16 protein-coding genes are annotated in these 19061 nt (G+C 44.6%); 11 read left to right on the top strand and 5 right to left on the bottom strand.

Translation table 11 applies throughout. The features are described 5' to 3' along the window. The first annotated feature begins 23 nt into the window (after positions 1 to 23). Both pqiB and AC0VYG_RS15360 read left to right on the top strand, forming a co-directional pair. Complete coding sequence (gene pqiB, locus AC0VYG_RS15365) at positions 24 to 1670, top strand: intermembrane transport protein PqiB (RefSeq protein ID WP_475428831.1); 1647 nt, start codon at positions 24 to 26, stop codon at positions 1668 to 1670. A gap of 15 nt (positions 1671 to 1685) precedes the next feature. Beyond that, positions 1686 to 2345 carry a PqiC family protein gene (locus AC0VYG_RS15360; protein ID WP_475428830.1) on the top strand — a complete coding sequence of 220 codons (660 nt, stop codon included), beginning with the start codon at positions 1686 to 1688 and terminating at the stop codon, positions 2343 to 2345. A gap of 58 nt (positions 2346 to 2403) precedes the next feature. Here the strand turns inward: AC0VYG_RS15360 and AC0VYG_RS15355 are convergent, their stop codons facing one another. Further along, positions 2404 to 3306, bottom strand: coding sequence for a LysR family transcriptional regulator (locus AC0VYG_RS15355; protein WP_475428829.1), 903 nt, complete (start codon positions 3304 to 3306; stop codon positions 2404 to 2406). Between the two features lie 165 nt (positions 3307 to 3471). Here AC0VYG_RS15355 and AC0VYG_RS15350 point away from each other — a divergent pair, with 165 nt between their 5' ends. The 6 genes from AC0VYG_RS15350 to AC0VYG_RS15325 all read left to right on the top strand — a co-directional run bounded on the left by AC0VYG_RS15350 (position 3472) and on the right by AC0VYG_RS15325 (position 9777). Beyond that, positions 3472 to 4503 carry an amino acid ABC transporter substrate-binding protein gene (locus AC0VYG_RS15350; RefSeq protein ID WP_475428828.1) on the top strand — a complete coding sequence of 344 codons (1032 nt, stop codon included), beginning with the start codon at positions 3472 to 3474 and terminating at the stop codon, positions 4501 to 4503. A 146-nt stretch (positions 4504 to 4649) separates the two neighbouring features. Then, complete coding sequence (locus tag AC0VYG_RS15345; protein WP_475428827.1) at positions 4650 to 5807, top strand: amino acid ABC transporter permease; 1158 nt, start codon at positions 4650 to 4652, stop codon at positions 5805 to 5807. Further along, positions 5808 to 7178, top strand: coding sequence for an amino acid ABC transporter permease (locus AC0VYG_RS15340; RefSeq protein ID WP_475428826.1), 1371 nt, complete (start codon positions 5808 to 5810; stop codon positions 7176 to 7178). It begins immediately after the preceding gene. Beyond that, complete coding sequence (locus tag AC0VYG_RS15335) at positions 7178 to 7972, top strand: amino acid ABC transporter ATP-binding protein (RefSeq protein ID WP_475428825.1); 795 nt, start codon at positions 7178 to 7180, stop codon at positions 7970 to 7972. Before AC0VYG_RS15340 ends, AC0VYG_RS15335 begins: the two co-directional genes overlap by 1 nt. 67 nt (positions 7973 to 8039) lie before the next feature. Continuing rightward, positions 8040 to 9350 carry an NAD(P)/FAD-dependent oxidoreductase gene (locus AC0VYG_RS15330; protein ID WP_475428824.1) on the top strand — a complete coding sequence of 437 codons (1311 nt, stop codon included), beginning with the start codon at positions 8040 to 8042 and terminating at the stop codon, positions 9348 to 9350. A 37-nt stretch (positions 9351 to 9387) separates the two neighbouring features. Next, the gene (locus AC0VYG_RS15325) at positions 9388 to 9777 is read left to right on the top strand and encodes an NUDIX hydrolase (protein WP_475428823.1); all 390 of its coding nucleotides are present in this window, start codon (positions 9388 to 9390) and stop codon (positions 9775 to 9777) included. Positions 9778 to 9848: 71 nt separating this feature from the next. On the opposite strand, the gene AC0VYG_RS15320 is transcribed toward AC0VYG_RS15325, so the two are convergent. From AC0VYG_RS15320 to AC0VYG_RS15305, 4 genes are all read right to left on the bottom strand, one after another. Then, complete coding sequence (locus tag AC0VYG_RS15320; protein WP_199475357.1) at positions 9849 to 10799, bottom strand: D-ribose ABC transporter substrate-binding protein; 951 nt, start codon at positions 10797 to 10799, stop codon at positions 9849 to 9851. 117 nt (positions 10800 to 10916) lie between these two features. Next, positions 10917 to 11960, bottom strand: a complete 1044-nt coding sequence (locus tag AC0VYG_RS15315) for an ABC transporter permease (protein ID WP_475428822.1) — start codon at positions 11958 to 11960, stop codon at positions 10917 to 10919. 28 nt (positions 11961 to 11988) lie between these two features. Continuing rightward, the gene (locus AC0VYG_RS15310) at positions 11989 to 13557 is read right to left on the bottom strand and encodes a sugar ABC transporter ATP-binding protein (RefSeq protein ID WP_475428821.1); all 1569 of its coding nucleotides are present in this window, start codon (positions 13555 to 13557) and stop codon (positions 11989 to 11991) included. Beyond that, on the bottom strand, positions 13554 to 14204 hold the full coding sequence (locus tag AC0VYG_RS15305) for a DUF2291 family protein (protein ID WP_475428820.1): 651 nt from the start codon (positions 14202 to 14204) through the stop codon (positions 13554 to 13556). The genes AC0VYG_RS15310 and AC0VYG_RS15305 overlap by 4 nt, the downstream gene beginning before the upstream one ends. Positions 14205 to 14913: 709 nt before the next feature. Here AC0VYG_RS15305 and AC0VYG_RS15300 point away from each other — a divergent pair. Genes AC0VYG_RS15300 through AC0VYG_RS15290 form a run of 3 tightly spaced genes read left to right on the top strand, consistent with a single transcriptional unit; the run spans position 14914 to position 19034 of the window. Further along, on the top strand, positions 14914 to 16539 hold the full coding sequence (locus AC0VYG_RS15300; protein WP_475428819.1) for an FGGY family carbohydrate kinase: 1626 nt from the start codon (positions 14914 to 14916) through the stop codon (positions 16537 to 16539). A gap of 1 nt (position 16540) precedes the next feature. Further along, positions 16541 to 18124, top strand: coding sequence for a glycerol-3-phosphate dehydrogenase (locus AC0VYG_RS15295; RefSeq protein ID WP_475428818.1), 1584 nt, complete (start codon positions 16541 to 16543; stop codon positions 18122 to 18124). Then, positions 18102 to 19034: a sugar phosphate isomerase/epimerase family protein gene (locus tag AC0VYG_RS15290; protein ID WP_475428817.1), complete on the top strand. Its 933-nt coding sequence runs from the start codon at positions 18102 to 18104 to the stop codon at positions 19032 to 19034. Before AC0VYG_RS15295 ends, AC0VYG_RS15290 begins: the two co-directional genes overlap by 23 nt. Positions 19035 to 19061 lie beyond the last annotated feature (27 nt).

The following is a 19061-nucleotide window of genomic DNA, read 5'->3' as shown; positions in this document are numbered from 1 at the left end:
GAGATTAACAGAGGAATTTTGGTTTGAGTACTGAGAATGACAACCTCCAAGAGGTACGTAAAATCCGCTTTAATACTATTTGGTTTGTTCCTCTAATCGCTTTACTCATTGCGGGATGGATGGTGTACCAAAATTGGTCTAATCAAGGGCCAGAAGTGACCTTGATTGCACAAAACGCGGATGGTATTGAGGCTGGAAAAACCAAGGTCAAAGCCCGTAATGTAGATGTGGGCACGGTGACGGCGGTTCGCTTGAGTGATGACTTTAATCAAGCCATTATTACCGTCCGAATGAATAAAAATGCCAGTAAAATGTTGCATGCGGATGCACAATTTTGGGTTGTTAAGCCACGTATTGGTAAAGCCGGAGTTAGTGGCTTAGGAACACTGCTCTCAGGCGCTTATATTGAAATGGAACCGAGTCTAAAAGGGGAACGGACGACGCATTTTACCATCCTCCCCAACCCTCCTGTTTCGACTAATAAAAGCCAAGGTATTCATCTAAAATTATTCAGTAGAGACAGTTCAAAAATGGATGTTGGTACGGCAGTACATTTTCGTGGCTATGATGTAGGTTACATTGAAAAAGTGGGTTTCGATATTAAGAAAAATGCCATTACCTATCAGATATTCATTCGTGCGCCTTATGATTCTTTAGTCAATAGTGCTGTCCATTTCTGGATTACGCCAGGGTTTTCGTTGCAAAGCTCTGCGCGAGGCTTTGAAGTAAGATTGGACTCTCTTGAAACCTTGCTTTCTGGTGGGATCAGCTTTGGCATGCTGAAAGATCAACAAATAGGGCATCCGGTAAAAAATTTATCGCAGTTCGAGCTTTATTCCTCCAAACAAGTTGCGCAAAACCATGTGTATAACGAGTTTATTAATTATTTATTTTTGTTCAAAGAAAATATCAGTGGTTTAGAAGTTGGGGCCCCCGTTGAGTATCGCGGATTACGCATCGGTACCGTGATGCAAGTGCCTTATGATGGATTAGATATACGTGCTCTTACCTCGATGACCGACCCTGTAGTTCCGGTACTTGCTCGAATAGAACCACAACGGCTGGACCATCAACTCAATGGTATGAGTCGGCAAGAGTTTAAAAGTATGCTTGAGAAGAGCATTCATGAAGGCCTTAGGGCTTCATTAAAAACCAGCAACTTATTAACGGGGGCGAAGATCATTGATTTGAATATTGTGGCAAATGCTCAACCGATCAAGAATAAAACATTGAACGGGATTGATGTGTTTCCAACAACGCCAAATAGTTTGGCGAATATTGAAACAAAAGTCTCGATTATCCTAGATAAGTTATCAGAAGCGCCTATTGAAGACAGTTTTTCACATCTAAATCATGCGATGGTCGAAGCGAATAACACGTTGCAAAGTATCAATAAGCTAACAAATGACCTCAATGCATTGCTACAGAAAAAAGACACCCAAGCACTGCCGAAACAAGTGTTAGAGGCAGTTCAAGAGCTAAAGAAAACGCTTGTTACCTATCAAAGTGACGGTCAAATAGGCGGGCCAGCTCGGCAGAGTATTGAGTCATTACAACGATCTCTTAATGAGCTACAACCCTTATTAAGAGAATTAAGAAAAGATCCTAATGTCCTGATTTTTGATAAGAAAAAGCAGCCAGACATTCAACCCAGAGCGGGAACACAATAATAGGAAAATCAACATATGCTCAGTCGATATTATCTCTGTGTAGCGGTGGCACTATCTTGTTTGTTAACGGGTTGTGCGACAGCTGTTGTGCCAAGTAATGAATATCTCTTGATGGATCATGATGCCGAAGCTACGACATCGATATCGTCGGACTCATTCAGTAAAAAGCATCCCGATAAAAAACAACAGGTAGCGCACATTCAACTGTTGCCCATTAGAGTGGCTGACTACCTTGCCGGCAATGAAATAGTGCTAGTGTCTAAACAAGGCGAAGTCTTTCGGTCTCAACAAAACTTGTGGGCAGAGCCATTAGCACCCCAATTGAGTCGACTTACCCTGCAAGCCTTGATTAAGCGTATGCCAAATATTGAGTGGTTTGGACCACAGGATTTGGTCTCTTCATCAGAGCATTTAAGCATAGATGTTGATTCCTTCTATGGCGACCTTAATGGGGAGGTTCATGTTGCGGGGCGCTGGAGATTAATTTCTTCTTCGGGGCAGGTACTGATTTCAAAAGAGTTTGTTGCCCAAGGGCGTTTACCAAAAAGCGGCTATCCAGCCCTTGTGCAAACCCTTGGTAAGGTGTGGTTTCACAAAGTAATCGACCCCATGGTGAAGACCCTTGAGGTTGCTGATAAAGGGGGCGTTGTTGAGAAAAATAATGCAGAGCAATAATCAAGTGTTTGCTCTTAATTTTTCTTTTTTTATCTTACTCTGATAAGAAAGACTATGGTTACAAAATCTGTCTTTTCTCTAGTTCTGTGATCATCATGGTATGAAACTCTTTAGCGATGCCAGATAAGGGGAGCACGTTAGAGGTGATGATTTCCAAAGGTTCTAAGATTTTTGGCTCGAAGGGCACTATTTTTACATTGGGCATATGAAATACCTCCTCAAAATAATTGTAATTTAGTGCATCTATCAATGTCGCGCCCATGCCTAGGTTCACAAAAGATAGAGCTTGTACGGTTGTGTGAACGTCTATGGTGCGATTAAATAGCTCTCCTGCTTCTCGGTAAGCCTGTTTTAATGCCTTGGTCGTAGCATTTTCATAGTCTAAGGTGATCCACGGAATATCTTTTAATATCTCCGGTGTCAGTATGCTGTAGCGAGCAGCAGGATGCTGTTTAGGAATGGCACAATGGCATAGTAAATCCATTGCAAGTGAGCCATGGCGATAAGAGCTTTCAGCTTTGTCGACTAAACCTATTTGGTATTGTCCAGTCGCTACGCCTTGTCTGATGGCAGTACAGCCGGATAAATGCAAACTGACTTTCACATCTGGGTTGATTTGCATATAACGAGCAATCAGCTCCGGTAAAAAACGATAGGATGGCCCCAAAATGCTGCATATCCTCAAACGTCCTTTTTTATTGTTCTTCGCTCCTTTTATGCTGTCTTCAAGATGATTGACACTCTGTAAAAGCCCATAGACCTCTTCATGTAAGTAATGAGCTTCGTCCGTTGGAATCAGCTTTCCGTTGTTCCGTTCGAAAAGTTTATAACCGATTTCCTCCTCAAAGTTAGACAGCATTTTACTTGCCGCTGGTTGGCTTACATGACTGCGCTCGGCTGCCCTCGTAATGCTTCCTGTGACAAAAATTTCATGAAAAATTCTGAGTTTATTGATATTCATAGAGATAACCTAAAGTTATGAGGTCATTTAAATTATTCAGTGTGATTATGATGAATCTTCCCATAAGATGCTAGTAGCGTCAGGTCAGATAAGACGATAGCGGGCCCACTAAGTGGCGCAGAGCTCTAATAATTACAAATGCCAGTCATCATAAAAGGAACTCACATGAAAATGATTACCAAAAGTTTGTTGGTCGTTACCTCATTCGTTACGTTGCAAAGCTATGCCTATGCCGATACGAATGTATTTCAGGAGGTAAAAGACAGAGGGTATGTTAATTGTGTAATAGGTAACTCTTTCCCAGGCTTTTACAGTCTATCCAAAGATGGTAAGTGGAGTGGTATGGATATTGACATGTGCCACGCTGTCGCGGCGGCTATGTTTGGGGATGCAAGTAAGGTGAAGTTTTTGCCAGTGGAATGGGCGCAGAGTTTTACGTCCATCAAAAGTGGCAAAGGCGATTTACTGTCTAAAGGAATGACCTGGACAGAATCTCGCGATACGACTCAAGGGGTCGACTTTTTAGAGACGTACTTCTATGACGGTCAGGGTTTTATGGTTCGCAAAGATCTTGGTGTGAACTCGGTGAAAGATCTAAAAGGCGCGACGGTGTGCGTTTTGACGGGGACATCCAGTGAATTAAATGTCGCCGACTACAGTCGTAGTCATCATTTGGATTTAAAAACCGTTGTATTTGATAACTCTGCCGTGCGTAATACCGCGTTTTTTAATAATAACTGTGATGCATTGACGAACGATAAGTCGGGTTTGGCCGCTCAGCGTTCCGCGGCTCCGAATCCGAACGATTATAAAATCCTGCCAGAAACGATTTCAAAAGAAGCCTTATCTTTTGCCGTGAGACAAAATCAAAGTGAATGGGCGAACGTCGTGAAATGGACGTTTGAAGCCATGGTGGCGGCAGAAGAGTATGGCATCACCTCTAAAAATGTTGATGAAATGAAAGCTCATTCTACGAGTCCTGTTGTGAAGCGAATTTTAGGCACAGAGGGTAATTTGAATGAAGGGTTGGGTCTGTCAAAAGACTGGGCTTATAACGTCATCAAACAAGTAGGCAATTACGGTGAAGTTTATGACCGAAATGTGGGGCCTGGCACTGTCTTGAATATTCCGCGTGAAGGTACGTTGAATGAACTTTGGACGAAAGGCGGTTTGATGTACGCCAAGTCGTTTCGCTAGAACTTTTCTTTGGAGCTATCTGGACTCATATGGATCGGATAGCTCGCTTCTATTGTTTTAACGAGGGCATAGAAATGCGAAATAGGTCTATGGTGAACAGACTGGGGTTATCCGCGTCAAAGTTTTTGTCATCATTTCGGAGTTTTTTGCAGTCAGGTATTTTTGGACGAGATGGTCTGCGAGGCTATTTAATACAGGCAATGGTTTTGCTGTCCGTTCTCGCTTTCTTGTCTTATCTTTTTTTTAATGCAGACCATAACCTAAAACAAATGGGGTTAAGTCTTGGTTTTGGGTTTTTGCATTCAACGGCAGGCTTCAATATCAGTTGGAGCATTATTCCTTATGATCCAACGATGACCTATTGGCGAGTCTTTTGGGTTGGTGTGCTTAATACGTTGGTGTTATCTGCCAGTGTTATTATTTGTGGGACCATTACTGGCACCATTATTGGCATTATGCGTTTATCTGCTAATCCTATGGTGTCTCAATTAGCGCGCTGGTATGTCGAGCTGGTTCGTAATATTCCGCTGCTGATTCAGATTATCTTCTGGTTCACGGTTGTTTTTTCCAAATTGCCTTCGCCTCGCCAAAGTTATCATTTGGGTGATGGTTTTATTCTTAATAATCGTGGCTTGTATGTGCCGTCGCCAACAGTGCAGAGTGGTGCATTATGGTCGGTTATTCTGCTTGTTGTTGCTCTTATGAGTTTCCTCTTTTTAGTGAAATGGTCTTATAAACAACGTCGCATTACAGGGAAACATTCCATTTGGTTATTGGCCGGTAGCGTGGCGATGCTGGTGGTGACGTATTTCTTTATCGTAAAAAGCACGTCTATTCTCGTTTGGAGCATACCAACATTGCATGGCTTTAATTTTGAGGGTGGGCTCTTTTTACCTGCTGCTTTTGGGGCGGCGTTTATGGCCATGACAATTTACCGCTCAGCTAGTATTGCTGAAACCGTTCGAGCTGGTATGCAATCAATTGACCATGGTCAAGGTGAAGCGGCTTCAACTATTGGCTTTTCTCGCCTTCAAACGCTACGCCTTATTCTTCTTCCGCAAGCAGCAAGAGCCATTGTTCCACCAATCACTAATGCATGGTTGGCAACGACAAAAGACTCGTCGTTGGCTGTGGCGATTGGCTTTCCTGAATTGGTGTCTTTATTTATGCAAACTTCCATTAATCAAACTGGACGTGCCATTGAGATTATCTCCATGGTGATGGGGTTTTATGTGGTGATCAGTTTGCTTATGTCTTATGCGCGGAATGTCTACAACGACCGCGTCCAGTTGAAGGTGAGATAGATGAAAGAGAATGATCTAGTAAATGCAAATAGTGAGTCATCGCCTCTACGCCAATTTATAGCCACGCCAAGCCGACCACCAATAAATGCCTCTCGGGGGCTGGCTGGCTGGGTAAGAGCTAAATTATTTAATAACGTTTGGAATGCCATACTGACCTTATGTGTGTTCGTCTTATTGTATTTGGTGCTTAAACCCGCTCTAAATTGGGCGATATTTGATGCCGTATGGAGTGCCGCTAATCGCCGTCAGTGTCTAGCAATCAGCCCAGATGGGGCCTGTTGGGCAGGGGTGATCGATTGGTTCAATAATTTGATTTATGGACGTTATCCAGAGCCACAGCAATGGCGTGTCAATATTGGCTTTTTACTTGGTGTGGCCTGGTTGGCTTCCTTAGCGTTTAAGAAGACACCTTATAAAGTGTGGGTCGGTATATGCACTATTGTGTTGTACCCCTTTTTAGCATCTTACCTTTTTTTAGGTGGTTCTATTGGTCATGATATTAGCGTCTTTCATAGCGTCATGAGTGCGGCGGCTCTAGGTTTTTTTGTGTTGTTATATATGAATCTCGTTATGAGGTTATTCGGTAAGAAGTGCCTGCATGAGTATGTTGTTAGTCGTTTTACTACGTTGTCATTAAGAAACGCTAAGCCGATGGCTTTTGTGACAAGTTGGCTCATCATATCTGTTGTTATGGCAATCGTATTGTCCCGCGTCAGTCTTGTTTTAGTTCCCATTGATCACTGGGGTGGCTTATTTTTGACCTTTATTATCGCTGGCTTTTCTATTTCCATGGCGATTCCTGTTGGGGTGGTATTGGCATTAGGTCGACGCTCCAAGCTGCCTGTCATCCATTGGTTGTCGCTTGGTGTGATTGAGCTGTTGCGCTCAGTTCCTTTGATCACGGTCTTGTTTATGGCGGTCACGTTACTGCCTATCTTTTTGCCTGCGGATGTGCAAATCAATAAATTGTCTCAAGTGTTAGTGGCTGTGTGTTTGTTTGCTGGTGCCTATATGGCGGAAAACATTCGTGGTGGTTTGCAGGCCATTCCTGTAGGGCAATATGAAGCAGCACAAACGCTAGGCTTGGGTTACTGGAAAACCATGGTTTTGGTTATTCTGCCTCAAGCATTGCGTATGATGATTCCCAATATTATGACCTCTTTTATCAGCTTATTAAAGGATACCACCTTGGTGTCCATTATTGGTTTGTTCGACATCATGTTGATGGCGCGCAATATTGCGAATGATAAAAATTGGTTTGGCTTGGATACCGAGCCTTTAGTGCTGATCTCTATTATTTTCTTTGTCCTTTGTTATGGCATGTCCCAATACAGTTTGAATTTAGAAAAACGTCTTAAGGTAGATCGATAATGTCTGTGATGCAATCTAATGAAATAGCACCTAACCCATTGAGTAGACAGCAAAATCGCCCATACAAAGAAGCCATTTGTATTCACAAACTGAATAAATGGTATGGAGATCATCATGTGTTGAAAGATGTGTCATTGACCATCAATGAAGGGGAAATCATGGTGGTGTGTGGGCCATCAGGTTCAGGTAAGTCAACATTGATCCGTAGCCTAAACCAACTTGAAGAATACCAAGAGGGGAATGTTGAAGTCTTCGGACATCGGCTGGCGAGGGATAAGCAAAGCGCCCAAGTGATTCATAACACTATGGGCATGGTGTTCCAGAACTTTAACTTATTTCCTCATCTTACGGTGTTGGAAAATTGTACGTTGGGATTAATGTGGATTCGTAAGGTGCCGGAAGCTCAGTCTAATAAAATTGCGATGGACTTGTTGGATCGGGTTGGTATTGCGAATTTATCCCATCGTTACCCTGGACAAATCTCTGGTGGACAGCAGCAGCGTGTGGCGATTTCTCGTTCGTTGGCAATGGAACCCAAAATCATGTTGTTTGATGAGCCAACTTCGGCACTGGATCCGGAAATGGTAAAAGAAGTTCTAGATGTGATGATGGATCTTGCAAAGTCGGGAATGACCATGGTGTGTGTGACTCATGAGATGCAATTTGCTCGTCAAGTAGCCGATCGAGTTGTGTTTATGGCGGATGGTGAAATTGTTGAAGTTGGGCCGCCAGAGCAAGTGCTAATGAAGCCACAATGGGATCGCACGCGGGAGTTTTTACAGCATGTTTTGTAACGTAAGTTAAGAAGAGTAATGCATTCTTTGGCCTTAATATTTCTTTAATAAATGGATTCTTTAAATCATGAAAAGCAATCAACAACCAACCTACACCAATGTTCCTTATTGGTTGGCCGATCAATCTTTTAATTTGGCAGGGTTAACAAGGACGGATAAAAGTATGCCCAATCGTGCCGATGTGGTGGTCGTCGGCGGTGGCTTTACGGGAATGTCAGCGGCGATTACCCTAGCACGTGCTGGCCGCCAAGTGGTGGTGTTGGAAGCGGCCAAGTTCGGTAGCGGCGCCTCATCGCGAAACGGCGGCATGTTAGGGCCAAGCTTTAGTAAGTTAGGTGTGGAAGGGCTTGAGCGGCACTATGGCAAAGAACAGGTATATGAAACCATTCGGGAAAGTTTGCTTGGTTTTCAGTGGCTGGTGGACTTTATTCGTGAAGAGAACATCGATTGCGATCTACAAATGTGTGGGCGTTTTCGTGGCGCGAGTCATCCGAGTCATTATGCCGGGTTAGTGACGCAAGCAGAAGCCTTGGCTAAAGTGGTGGACTTTCCCGCGATTGAAGTTAGTCGTCAGGATCAGTTGGCTGAAGTCGGTAGCCATGCCTATCATGGCGGTTTGATTTATCCGACCGATGGCACATTACAACCGGCGAAATTGTTTTTAGGTTTGTTTGAGATCGCCAAACGAGAAGGGGTTATTTTGCTTGATCATGCGCCAGTGGAGCAGATAGAGCGCCAAGGTAAGGGGTTCGATGTCCGCTATCAGGGAGGGCGTTTATCAGCAGATGACGTAATTATTGCCACCAACGGCTATACCGGTGAACAATTTGGTAAATTTCGTCGTCGTGTGATTCCAATTCGTTCTGCTATGATAGCCACACAGGAACTGCCAGAAGAGGTGATTCGGTCAGTGTCACCCAAGTTGCGCTGTCATGGCGGTACGGAACGTCTGGTTGCCTATTACCGACCATCGCCCGATGGTAAACGAATTTTATTTGGTGGAAGAGGGCAAGGTCGAGGGGACCGGCCAGAGATTTATAGCCGTTATTTGCAAGGCTTTATGCTACGTCTTTTTCCTCAATTAGCCAGCGCGAGAATCGATTATGCTTGGTCTGGTTATGTGGCATATACCTTCGATCATGTGCCGCATATTGGTGTAATGGATGGGTTGCATTATGCCATGGGGTATTGTGGTTCGGGTGTTGGCCGGTCAAACTATTTCGGGCGTAAAGTAGCTCAAAAGGTAATGAATTTGACGGATGGTAAAACCGCTTTTGATCACTTTCCCTTTAAAACTCGCCCTTTGTACACTGGCCATCCTTGGTTCTTACCGATGATCATGAAGTGGCATGATTTTGCAGATCGAAAGGGTTGGTAGTCTTTCTCTATGAAGATAGTTGTGAGGTGTCATGGTAATGGTTAGCGAATGTGTTTCGTTTCTCTTGATTCGAGATGAGCAGATACTATTAGAAAAAAGAGCGGATGATAAAGCCTCTGACCCTGGTTTAATCGCTGTTCCTGGTGGCCATATAGAATCAGGGGAAAGCCAGCTTGAGGCACTGGTTCGTGAATTAAAAGAAGAATTGGATGTGGTACCTGATTCCCATCGCTATTTGTGCAGTCTGTATCATCCTACGGACGAGCTTCAATTGATTCATTATTATGTGATACCCAGTTGGACAGGTGAAATCAAGTCATTAGAAGCAGCGGCGGTGTTTTGGCATGATATGCAGAATGCGCCGATCGATGTAGCAGCCGATGGCATTGCTGTCTCGGAATATTTGCGGGTGTATTCTTCACTTTGACATATCAATAATAAAAAGGATCATTAGCCAACGCTAATGATCCTTTTGAAAGGTGAAAAGAGTACCAAGTATTAGTACTTAGATAATACAAAAGGTGAGGTGTAATATTTCACGTTATCTTTGGTAATCAAGTAGCAATCAAACAGTTGTTTTTCAGTCGCTGCGCCTGTTTTTCCTGTACGGATATAGTTATCCGCTTCGTCAACGGCTTTCGCCGAGAAGATCGCCACAGGTTGAAGAACCGTGTATGCCATTTCACCATCGAGAATCGCATTTACCGCATCAGGTGAACCATCAAAACCGCCAACGGTGACTTGTTTTAGTTTGCCCGCTTCTTTTAGTGCAGCAATAGCACCTAACGCCATTTCATCGTTACCACTGATGACACCGTTGATATTTGGATGCGCTTGCAAGATGGACTGCATTTTGTTGTAGCCTTGTGTGCGGTTCCAGTTAGCCACTTCTTCAGCCACTTTTTTCAGGTCAGGGTATTGTGACAATACGGTTTTATAACCATTAGAGCGAGTGGCGGCATTGTTATCGGATGGCGCACCAAACAACTCAACATAGTTGCCCGTGTCGCCGATACTGTCAACAAATTGCGCCGCACCAAGGGCAGCCCCTTGTGCGTTGTTTGATACTAGTTGCGCTTTGGCCAACCCTTTTTGGTTGATCTCGGCATTGATTAAAAACACGGGGATACCCGCTTTTACCGCTTTACGAACAGATCCGATAGACCCGTCTGCGTTAGCCGGATCAAGAATAATAGCCACCGCTTTGTTGGTGATGGCGGTATCGATTAGGTTGCTTTCTGTATTGGTGTCGCCTTTATGGGCGGAAACCGTTGCCGTGTAACCGAGCTTTTCTGCTTCCGCTTTGGCAGTTTGTCCTTCGGTATACCAGTATGGGTTAGATGGGTCATTGACGATGATAGACATCAACCCACCTGCCCATACATGGCTTGCCATTAAACCTAAGCCTGCTACAGAAGCTAGCAGTAAACTTTTCGTCGTCTTTAACATGATAGTGCTCCAGTTATTGTTATTGTCGTTGCCGAGTGCCGAGTAACGGCAGGTTCTTTACAGCAAGTTGTGTTTCGTTTGAGACAAATTTGCTATAAAAATTTAAGTATCATCGAACTATTTTCCCTTTTTACCGTATTGCAAACTGTTTAGGAGTACGGCCAAAACGATCACGGATCCTGTAAACACCGTTTGCCAGTAGGAAGATACGCCGATGATGACTAAGCCATCTGATAAATAGCCGATGACGAGTGCGCCCAGCAAGGTGCCTTGGACATTACCTCGTCCTCCTGTTAGAGCTGCCCCACCAATGACAACAGCAGCAATGGCTGTTAACTCGTAGGTGGTGCCTGCTGTTGGTCCTGCTGAGGTCAATTGTGATGACAGAACGAGCCCTGCAATCGCTGCACATATACCAGACAGTACATAAACGGTTATTTTGACGCGCTTAATCGGGACACCAGATAAGTCTGCTGCTTGTTCGTTACCACCGGATGCATACAGCCAACGACCAAAGGCGGTTCGACTAAGCATGATCCCGCAGAGCAGGGTAATGACGATGAAAATGATGACACTAATTGGAATGTTGGCAATTCGATTAAATCCTAGCCAGTCGAAACCAGTATTACCCAAAGACGGATCGCCTTCTAACTTGTTGAACGTCAACCCATTCGTCATTAATAGCGCTGCACCACGAGCCACATAGAGAGTACCTAACGTGGCAACAAAGGCGGGCACATTGAATCGGGCAATCAGTATGCCGTTCACCAGCCCAACGAATGCGCCGAGGGCACAGGTTAAAACAACGACGACCCATAAAGAGGGATATAATGTGATGCCCAGTGCTTGGATGTTCACCCCTTGCATCAAGAAACCAGCAAACACACCACTTAGCCCCAAAGTAGAGCCAACCGATAAATCGATTCCACCATTCAATATGACTAATAACATGCCCATCGCCAGTAAGCCATAAATCGCCACATGTGAGGACATGATTAAAAAGTTATTCACCGTAAAATAGTTCGGTGACATAAACGAAAAAAAGATGATGATAGCGATCAAGGCAAAAAAGGCACGGCCTTCTAATAATAACCGACCAATGTCGACTTTCTTGGCAGGGGGAGTTGCCTTATTTAAGGTTTGTTCGTGTTGTGCTGACATGATCACACTCCAGAATATTGTTATTTTTTTAATCTTTTACGGCTTCGCCTGAGGCGGCCATGATTTTTTCTTTACTGACGTTGGCGTCAAACTCTGCTGCAATTTTGCCCTTGTTCATGACGATAATACGATGGGCGATACTTAGGCATTCTGCAACTTCCGAGGTGGAGTAAATGACGGCAAGCCCTTGTTTTGCGCGTTCCGCAAGTAATTTAAAGACTTCTGCTTTCGCACCAATATCAATGCCTCTGCTGGGCTCATCTAACAATAAAACGTTTGGATGAGTCGCTAACATTTTGCCAATGACGACTTTTTGTTGGTTGCCACCAGACAGTGAGCCAATGGGGGCTTCACCACTGTCTGTTTTAACCGTTACATCCTTAATGGATCGATTGATCAGATGGGTTTCATCTTTATTGGAGGTAAAAAATCGACGGGTAAACTCACCAATGCTAGCAAGAGACAAGTTTTGACCCACGCTCATGGTTTGTACCAGACCATCTTTTTGCCGATCTTCTGGCACCAAGGCCAATCCCGCTGCGATGCGATCCGCAATAGAGAGTGAGGAAATTTCTTCATCTTTGAGTAGAATTCGTCCTGAATCGGCCTTTAGACGTCCGGCAGCGCACTCCATAAATTCTGAGCGTCCGGCCCCCATAAGACCATAGATGCAAACGATTTCCCCTTCCCGTACTTTGATAGAAAGGTGATCGACCACGTTAAACGGCCCTCCCTTGGGATCATGAATGACTAAATCATCGATTTCCAAGGCGGTATCGCCCATGTCATAGCCTGTTGGTGGCGAGCCAAGGTCAAAGTTCTCGCCCACCATATGGCGGACAATCCACTCTAGATCGATGTCTTTTCTGGGAGCGTAAGCGGTCATGGTGCCGTCTCTTAAAACCACAGCATGATCGGTAATTTGCAGCGCTTCTTCGAGGTGGTGGGAAATATAGACGATCGAGACACCACGCTTTTTCAAATCATTGATGACTTTAAAAAGGACTTCCACTTCGGTGGCACTGAGTGCCGAAGTGGGTTCGTCCATGATCAGGATGCGAGATTTCTGAGATATAGCTCTGGCAATTTCAATGATTTGTTGTTGTCCCAAGCGTAACTCCTCAAGGGGAGTCAGTGGGTCAATATTCTCCTGCAACTCTTCCATTAACGCTTTGGCTTGGCGTTCTTCTTCCGCGTAATCAACCCCTTTAGAATTCGTGATTTCCCGTCCCATAAAAATATTGTCACGAACATTTAAGTTGGGGGCGAGACTTAATTCTTGGTGAATGATGGAGATACCTTGTGCACGGGCTTCTGCTGCACTATTAAAATGAATGGCTTCGCCATCCAGTAAAATATCGCCAGAAGTCGGTGATATGACACCAGAAAGAACCTTCATTAAGGTGGATTTTCCCGCACCATTTTCTCCGAACAACGTGGTGACCTGACCTTTATAAATGTCGAAGTTAACTGCTTTTAATGCTTGCGTGTTGCCAAAGGTCTTGGTGATATGGCGAGCCGCTAAGACGACATCGTTTGGTGCGGTCTCTGCTGTGACGTGATGATTGTCGTTGTTTTGCATCATGGATACTGTCATTTTACATCAAACCTTACTGGTGTTATCAGCCAGTTCTTTGGGTTGATCAGTCTAAAAACACCCACAATAAAGACTTGCTTACCCACCAGCGTCTTCTGATCGATGTGTTGGAGCGTGTCGGCTTTCATGACGCGGTTAATGGCCGCCCCCACATTTTGATATTGAATTTGATTGGTAAACTGTTCGAATGAGATTTTACCTGTCGCATCGCGCAGAGCCGTACCATTAATGGCGGGCCCAACTTGTACACGAATCGTTTGCTTCTGCGGTGTATTGGCGATCTTAAGGGTATAAATACCAGAGCGACCACTTTCTACGACAGCGTCAAATTTGACTGGAATGATGGCACCGATACCGCTTTTTACTCCATATTTTTCAATGGCACTTTTTTTGTTTTCCTGAAGGGCTGCCAGGAGTGTTTGGGCATCCACCGCTTTATTAACAACAAAATCACGGATAGATGGGTATTCTTTTTGAGCGAATTTGTCAGGAGAAAAGCTTTGCTGGCGTAAGTCTTCGCTTGAACCGTTTACAATTACTTTTGTGCAAAGCGCCATTGCCACTACTAATATGATGGTAAAGAGTGCTGTTCCAAGTATCCATTTGCGTTTTCTGGATACCATTTGATTTGAGAGATTAGTGCGCATAGAAACGCCCCTTCATAGCTGAACGAATAGAAGATGGTTGCGTATGCTTGATAGAGAAAGTGTTTGTATCAGAATGAAAAAGAGAGGTAGGTCGTCTCTCATCAGCAAGATAGACGGTAGTCTGATACGGTATTCGCTGATGGTCGGCTTGCTTGTGCAATGTGTTTATCATTGTTTTTCTCCGGCTTTTCTTTTTATTCGTGATCGCATCGAAGAGTAATGTGGCGATCTAGCCATAGTTGTTTTTGTTATGTAGGTAGAGAGCTTAAGTAGTCAAACAATGGTTTAAAAATTACTTTCTGTCAATGAAATTTATTTCTTTTACCGACAAAAAAATCATCATTTTTCATCTCAATACTTTATTTCATCGTTAAAAATCGTCTTGTTGTTTTCTTTTTTCTTCATGAAATGTTTATTTTCTTATTGATTTTCAATACTTTTTTTGAATTTGTTTTACTTTTACCCTATCAAATATGCCTCTTTTTCTATCCCTTTTGAGAAAAATCTATGTTGACAGAGTGGCGTTTGATAGAAATAATTAACAGATAAAGAAAAAAATTACAAAAAAGGATGGTCGATTTTAAGATGCGGTGACGCCCTTAACAAAAGACTTACCTTCATGGGGAATCAGTATGCTAAGTGTTTGCCTGCGTCATGCTAAAACGTTGATACGACTTTGCTGTTCACTTGATTCAGTAAGAGGTGGCCTGTGAGAACCGATCTGATTGTTGGTATCGACGCAGGAACGTCGGTGATTAAAGCGGTTGCCTTTACCATGGAAGGAGAGCAAGTGGCGGTTTCCAGTGTTAGAAATCGCTACCAAACAGGCTTAGATGGATCGGCAACACAATCTATGATGCAGACATGGTCTGACTGTGCTCAAGCGGTACGCGATCTAGGTTTACAAATTCCTAATTTTTCTCAACGTGTCTGTGCCCTATCAGTGACTGGTCAAGGGGACGGCACTTGGTTGATGGATCAGCAGGGAGACCCCGTTTGCGATGCGTGGCTATGGTTAGATGGCCGCTCCGCTCCCATCATCGATACATTTAGGTACTCTCATACCGATCGTTTGCGTTTCGAATTGACGGGGACTGGACTGAATACCTGTCAGCAGGGGGCTCAATTAGCCTTCATGAAGGATAAGCATTCGTCTCTTTTAGCCGCCGCGACAACGGCGTTTCATTGCAAAGATTGGCTGTATTTTAAATTGACTGGTGTGAGAGCGACCGATCCTTCAGAGGCTTGCTTTACGTTTGGCGATTTTCGAACAAGAGAATACGACGAGCGGGTGATTGCCAGCCTGGGATTATCTGATTATGACCACTTATTACCACCGATTATAGATGGCTCACAACAGACCTTTCCTTTAACGAACGAAGCAGCAAAACAGACGGGGTTGCGTGTTGGGATTCCGGTATCACTTGCTTATGTTGATATGGTGATGACGGCATTAGGTGCGGGGGTTCATACCGGAGACGAGGAAGTGGCCTGTTCTGTGGTTGGGTCCACGGGAGTGCATATGAAGTCCGTTAATTCAGAGGATGTGTACCTGAACGATGTGGGGACGGGCTATGTAATTGTATTGCCCATTCAAAACCGTGTGACTCAGGTTCAAACCAACATGGCATCGGCGTTGAATTTGGATTGGTTGTTGAATGTTGCTGCGGACTTATTGTGCGACTTTGGCTGCTCGCAATCCAGCCATGAACTGGTGTCTAAGGTCGATGGATGGCTTAAAACAACCATGCCAGGACAACTTTTGTACCATCCCTATATTTCCGATGCAGGTGAGCGTGGTCCTTTTATTAATGCTTCAGCACGCGCCGGTTTTACTGGCTTAACCTCAAGACATCGCTTTCCTGATTTGGTGAGAGCCGTGGTAGAAGGGATGGGAATGGCCATGCGTGACTGTTATAGCGAAATGGGGGCCTTACCTAAGGAAGTGCGTCTAAGTGGTGGAGCGGTGCGGTCACCTATCTTGCGTCAGATCCTTGGCGCTTCCGTGAATGCTAACGTCAGAATGTCTTTACGGGATGAAGCGGGTGCTGCTGGGGCTGCGATGATGTCGGCTGTCGCTATGGGGGCTTATGCCAATATGGAGAGTTGTATCAACACATGGGTTTCACCTCTTCTCGCAGAGCAAGAAGCCCCAAGTTTATCGTTAGCCAATCACTACAATGATGTTTTTGATGCTTTCAGTGAAGAGCGTTATCGACTATCGACTACTTGGAACAAGATTGACGCCTTACGTAAGGCATCAAATGCGAGTTTTGAAGCGATAAAAGCGGACCAAGTGGTAGCAACATCTGCTTTAAACAAGTCGGAGTTTTAATATGAATAATGAGCAGACATTAGATCTTTTTGTCATTGGTGGCGGTATTAATGGTGCGGGCATTGCGCGCGATGCCGCAGGACGCGGCTTGTCAGTTGCTTTGTGTGAAAAAGACGATTTAGGTCAAGGCACTTCATCCCGTTCAGGTAAATTGGTACACGGTGGTTTGCGCTACTTAGAATATTATGAATTTCGCTTAGTGCGGGAAGCACTCATTGAGCGAGAAGTCTTGTTGAATTCTGCCAGTCATATTATTTGGCCGATGCGCTTTGTGTTGCCCCACAGTAAAGAAGATCGTCCTGCTTGGTTAGTGCGTTTAGGCTTGTTTTTGTATGACCATCTTGGTGGACGTAAGCGTTTGCCTGGTACGCGTACTTTAGATCTACAGCGAGATCCAGAAGGCGCAGCCATTAAAGATAAATACAAAAAAGGCTTTGAGTATTCAGACTGCTGGGTGGATGACTCTCGGTTGGTGGTGCTAAATGCCATGGATGCGGCGGAAAAAGGGGCGCAAGTGTTAACTCGAACGCGCTGTGTCTCAGCAAAACGCGAGAAAGACCATTGGCTGATTACCGTGTGCAATGAGTTAACGCACGAAGAGACGGTTTTTAAAGCCAAAGTTCTGGTGAACGCCGCAGGCCCTTGGGTTCGTAATATTATTGATGGTGTGGCCTCTTCAAAAAGTGCTCGTAATGTGAAGTTGGTTAAGGGCTCACATATTATTGTTCCCAAATTCTGGGAAGGTCAGCAGGCTTATCTGGTACAAAATCATGATAAGCGCGTGATTTTTATTAACCCATATGAGGGAAACAAAGCGCTGATTGGAACCACTGATATCCCTTATGAAGGTCGTGTAGAAGACGTGACTGCTGACGAAAGTGAAATCGAATACTTGTTGGCTGCTGTTAATCGCTACTTTAAAGAACAGTTAAAGCGTGATGACGTGATTGAAACCTTTTCAGGGGTAAGGCCTTTATTTGACGATGGGCAAGGCAACCCATCAGCTGTCACCCGTGATTATACGTTTGATTTGGATGAAACCAGTAAGGTGCCATTGCTTAATGTTTTTGGCGGCAAGCTAACAACGTTTCGCAAGTTATCAGAACACGCTATTCAAAAAATCGATAAGTTTTTTCCAAATATTGGGCCAGATTGGACGAGTCACGCCTCGTTGCCTGGGGGCGATATTGCTAATGCAGACTTCTCAACCTTTATTCAATCCATGAAAGATCAATACGCTTGGCTACCCAGAGAGTTGGTTATGCATTGGGGACGTCATTACGGTACCAGAATGAGCCAGATTATTGGTTCTGCGGCGTCGCTTGAGGGATTGGGGCAGCATTTTGGGGCGAATTTGTATGAAGCGGAAGTACGCTATTTGGTGAGCCATGAGTGGGCGATGACGCCGGATGATATTTTAACGCGCCGTACGAAAGAAGGACTGCGCTTTAATGCCTCACAAAAAGAAGCTTTTTCTCAATGGTTTAACGAGCATATCACGTCGCATAACCAGGCTCACATTACGGCGGACCATTCCAGCACAACGTCAGAAGAGGTGAACAATGTCGCTAACCTTAGCGCTTAATACTAATCCTTTGGTGAACCGTTTTGCCGAGCCAAATGACTTGATTGATACCGTCGCGCATCAAATTAAAATACGTGACTTGCAATTGACTCACGAATTTATTAATCCCAGCTGGCCTGCGTCTGTCATCCGTCGTCTCACCCGAGAGATGAAACACGCCTTAGAGCGAACAGGGGTAAGAGTCACGTCAGGTATGACGGGGCCTTATGGCCGTCTTAATCACTTTGGCCATCCTGATGCGGACGTACGGCGTTATTATGTGGAATGGTTTAAAACCTTTGCCGAGATTATCGCCGATTTAGGAGGAAATTCGGTAGGAACACAGTTTGCGATTATGACCTATCAAGATTTTGATGATGCAACACGTCGTGAAGAGTTAATCTCGATTGCGATGGATTGTTGGGCAGACGTTGCTGAACACGCTAAGGCGGCTGGGTTGGAATATGTCTACTGGGAGCCAATGAGTATCGGCCGTGAGTTTGGCGAGACGATTCAGTCTGCGCTTGACCTTCAGCAACGCTTGATAGACGCCAAGATGGCCATTCCTATGTGGATGATGGCGGATATCGATCATGGGGATGTGATGTCTAAGAACCCTGATGATTACGATCCCTATGCATGGGCAAAAGCGGTTCCGAGTGTGTCCCCCATCATTCATATTAAGCAAAGTTTGATGGACAAAGGCGGACATCGGCCTTTTGCTTCACCCTACAACGAAAAAGGTCGTATTCAACCCGAGCCTTTATTAGCGGCTCTGCAAGCGGGTGGCGCACGAGATAATCAGATTTGTCTTGAGCTCAGTTTTAAAGAGCGTGAGCCGACGGATCGCGAAGTAGTGCCACAAATAGCGGAAAGCGTTGCCTTTTGGGCCCCCTACATTAATACCGGGGTTGAAGATCTACATATTTAATGTTTTGGGCTTTCTGAGCGGTTTTCA

The sequence above is a fragment of the Marinomonas sp. 63XJN7_7_ISO-PGPR-S23-202 genome, from assembly GCF_056173505.1.
Note: the sequence above shows the minus strand (reverse complement) of the source record. Positions and strands in the feature narration are given on the sequence as shown.

Excerpts from the sequence above, each read along its gene's own strand:
- AC0VYG_RS15360 (WP_475428830.1), top strand. The coding sequence starts at position 1,686 with ATGCTCAGTCGATATTATCTCTGTGTAGCGGTGGCACTATCTTGTTTG.
- AC0VYG_RS15355 (WP_475428829.1), bottom strand. The coding sequence starts at position 3,306 with ATGAATATCAATAAACTCAGAATTTTTCATGAAATTTTTGTCACAGGA.
- AC0VYG_RS15350 (WP_475428828.1), top strand. The coding sequence starts at position 3,472 with ATGAAAATGATTACCAAAAGTTTGTTGGTCGTTACCTCATTCGTTACG.
- AC0VYG_RS15340 (WP_475428826.1), top strand. The coding sequence starts at position 5,808 with ATGAAAGAGAATGATCTAGTAAATGCAAATAGTGAGTCATCGCCTCTA.
- AC0VYG_RS15335 (WP_475428825.1), top strand. The coding sequence starts at position 7,178 with ATGTCTGTGATGCAATCTAATGAAATAGCACCTAACCCATTGAGTAGA.
- AC0VYG_RS15330 (WP_475428824.1), top strand. The coding sequence starts at position 8,040 with ATGAAAAGCAATCAACAACCAACCTACACCAATGTTCCTTATTGGTTG.
- AC0VYG_RS15325 (WP_475428823.1), top strand. The coding sequence starts at position 9,388 with ATGGTTAGCGAATGTGTTTCGTTTCTCTTGATTCGAGATGAGCAGATA.
- AC0VYG_RS15320 (WP_199475357.1), bottom strand. The coding sequence starts at position 10,799 with ATGTTAAAGACGACGAAAAGTTTACTGCTAGCTTCTGTAGCAGGCTTA.
- AC0VYG_RS15315 (WP_475428822.1), bottom strand. The coding sequence starts at position 11,960 with ATGTCAGCACAACACGAACAAACCTTAAATAAGGCAACTCCCCCTGCC.
- AC0VYG_RS15310 (WP_475428821.1), bottom strand. The coding sequence starts at position 13,557 with ATGACAGTATCCATGATGCAAAACAACGACAATCATCACGTCACAGCA.
- AC0VYG_RS15305 (WP_475428820.1), bottom strand. The coding sequence starts at position 14,204 with ATGCGCACTAATCTCTCAAATCAAATGGTATCCAGAAAACGCAAATGG.
- AC0VYG_RS15295 (WP_475428818.1), top strand. The coding sequence starts at position 16,541 with ATGAATAATGAGCAGACATTAGATCTTTTTGTCATTGGTGGCGGTATT.
- AC0VYG_RS15290 (WP_475428817.1), top strand. The coding sequence starts at position 18,102 with ATGTCGCTAACCTTAGCGCTTAATACTAATCCTTTGGTGAACCGTTTT.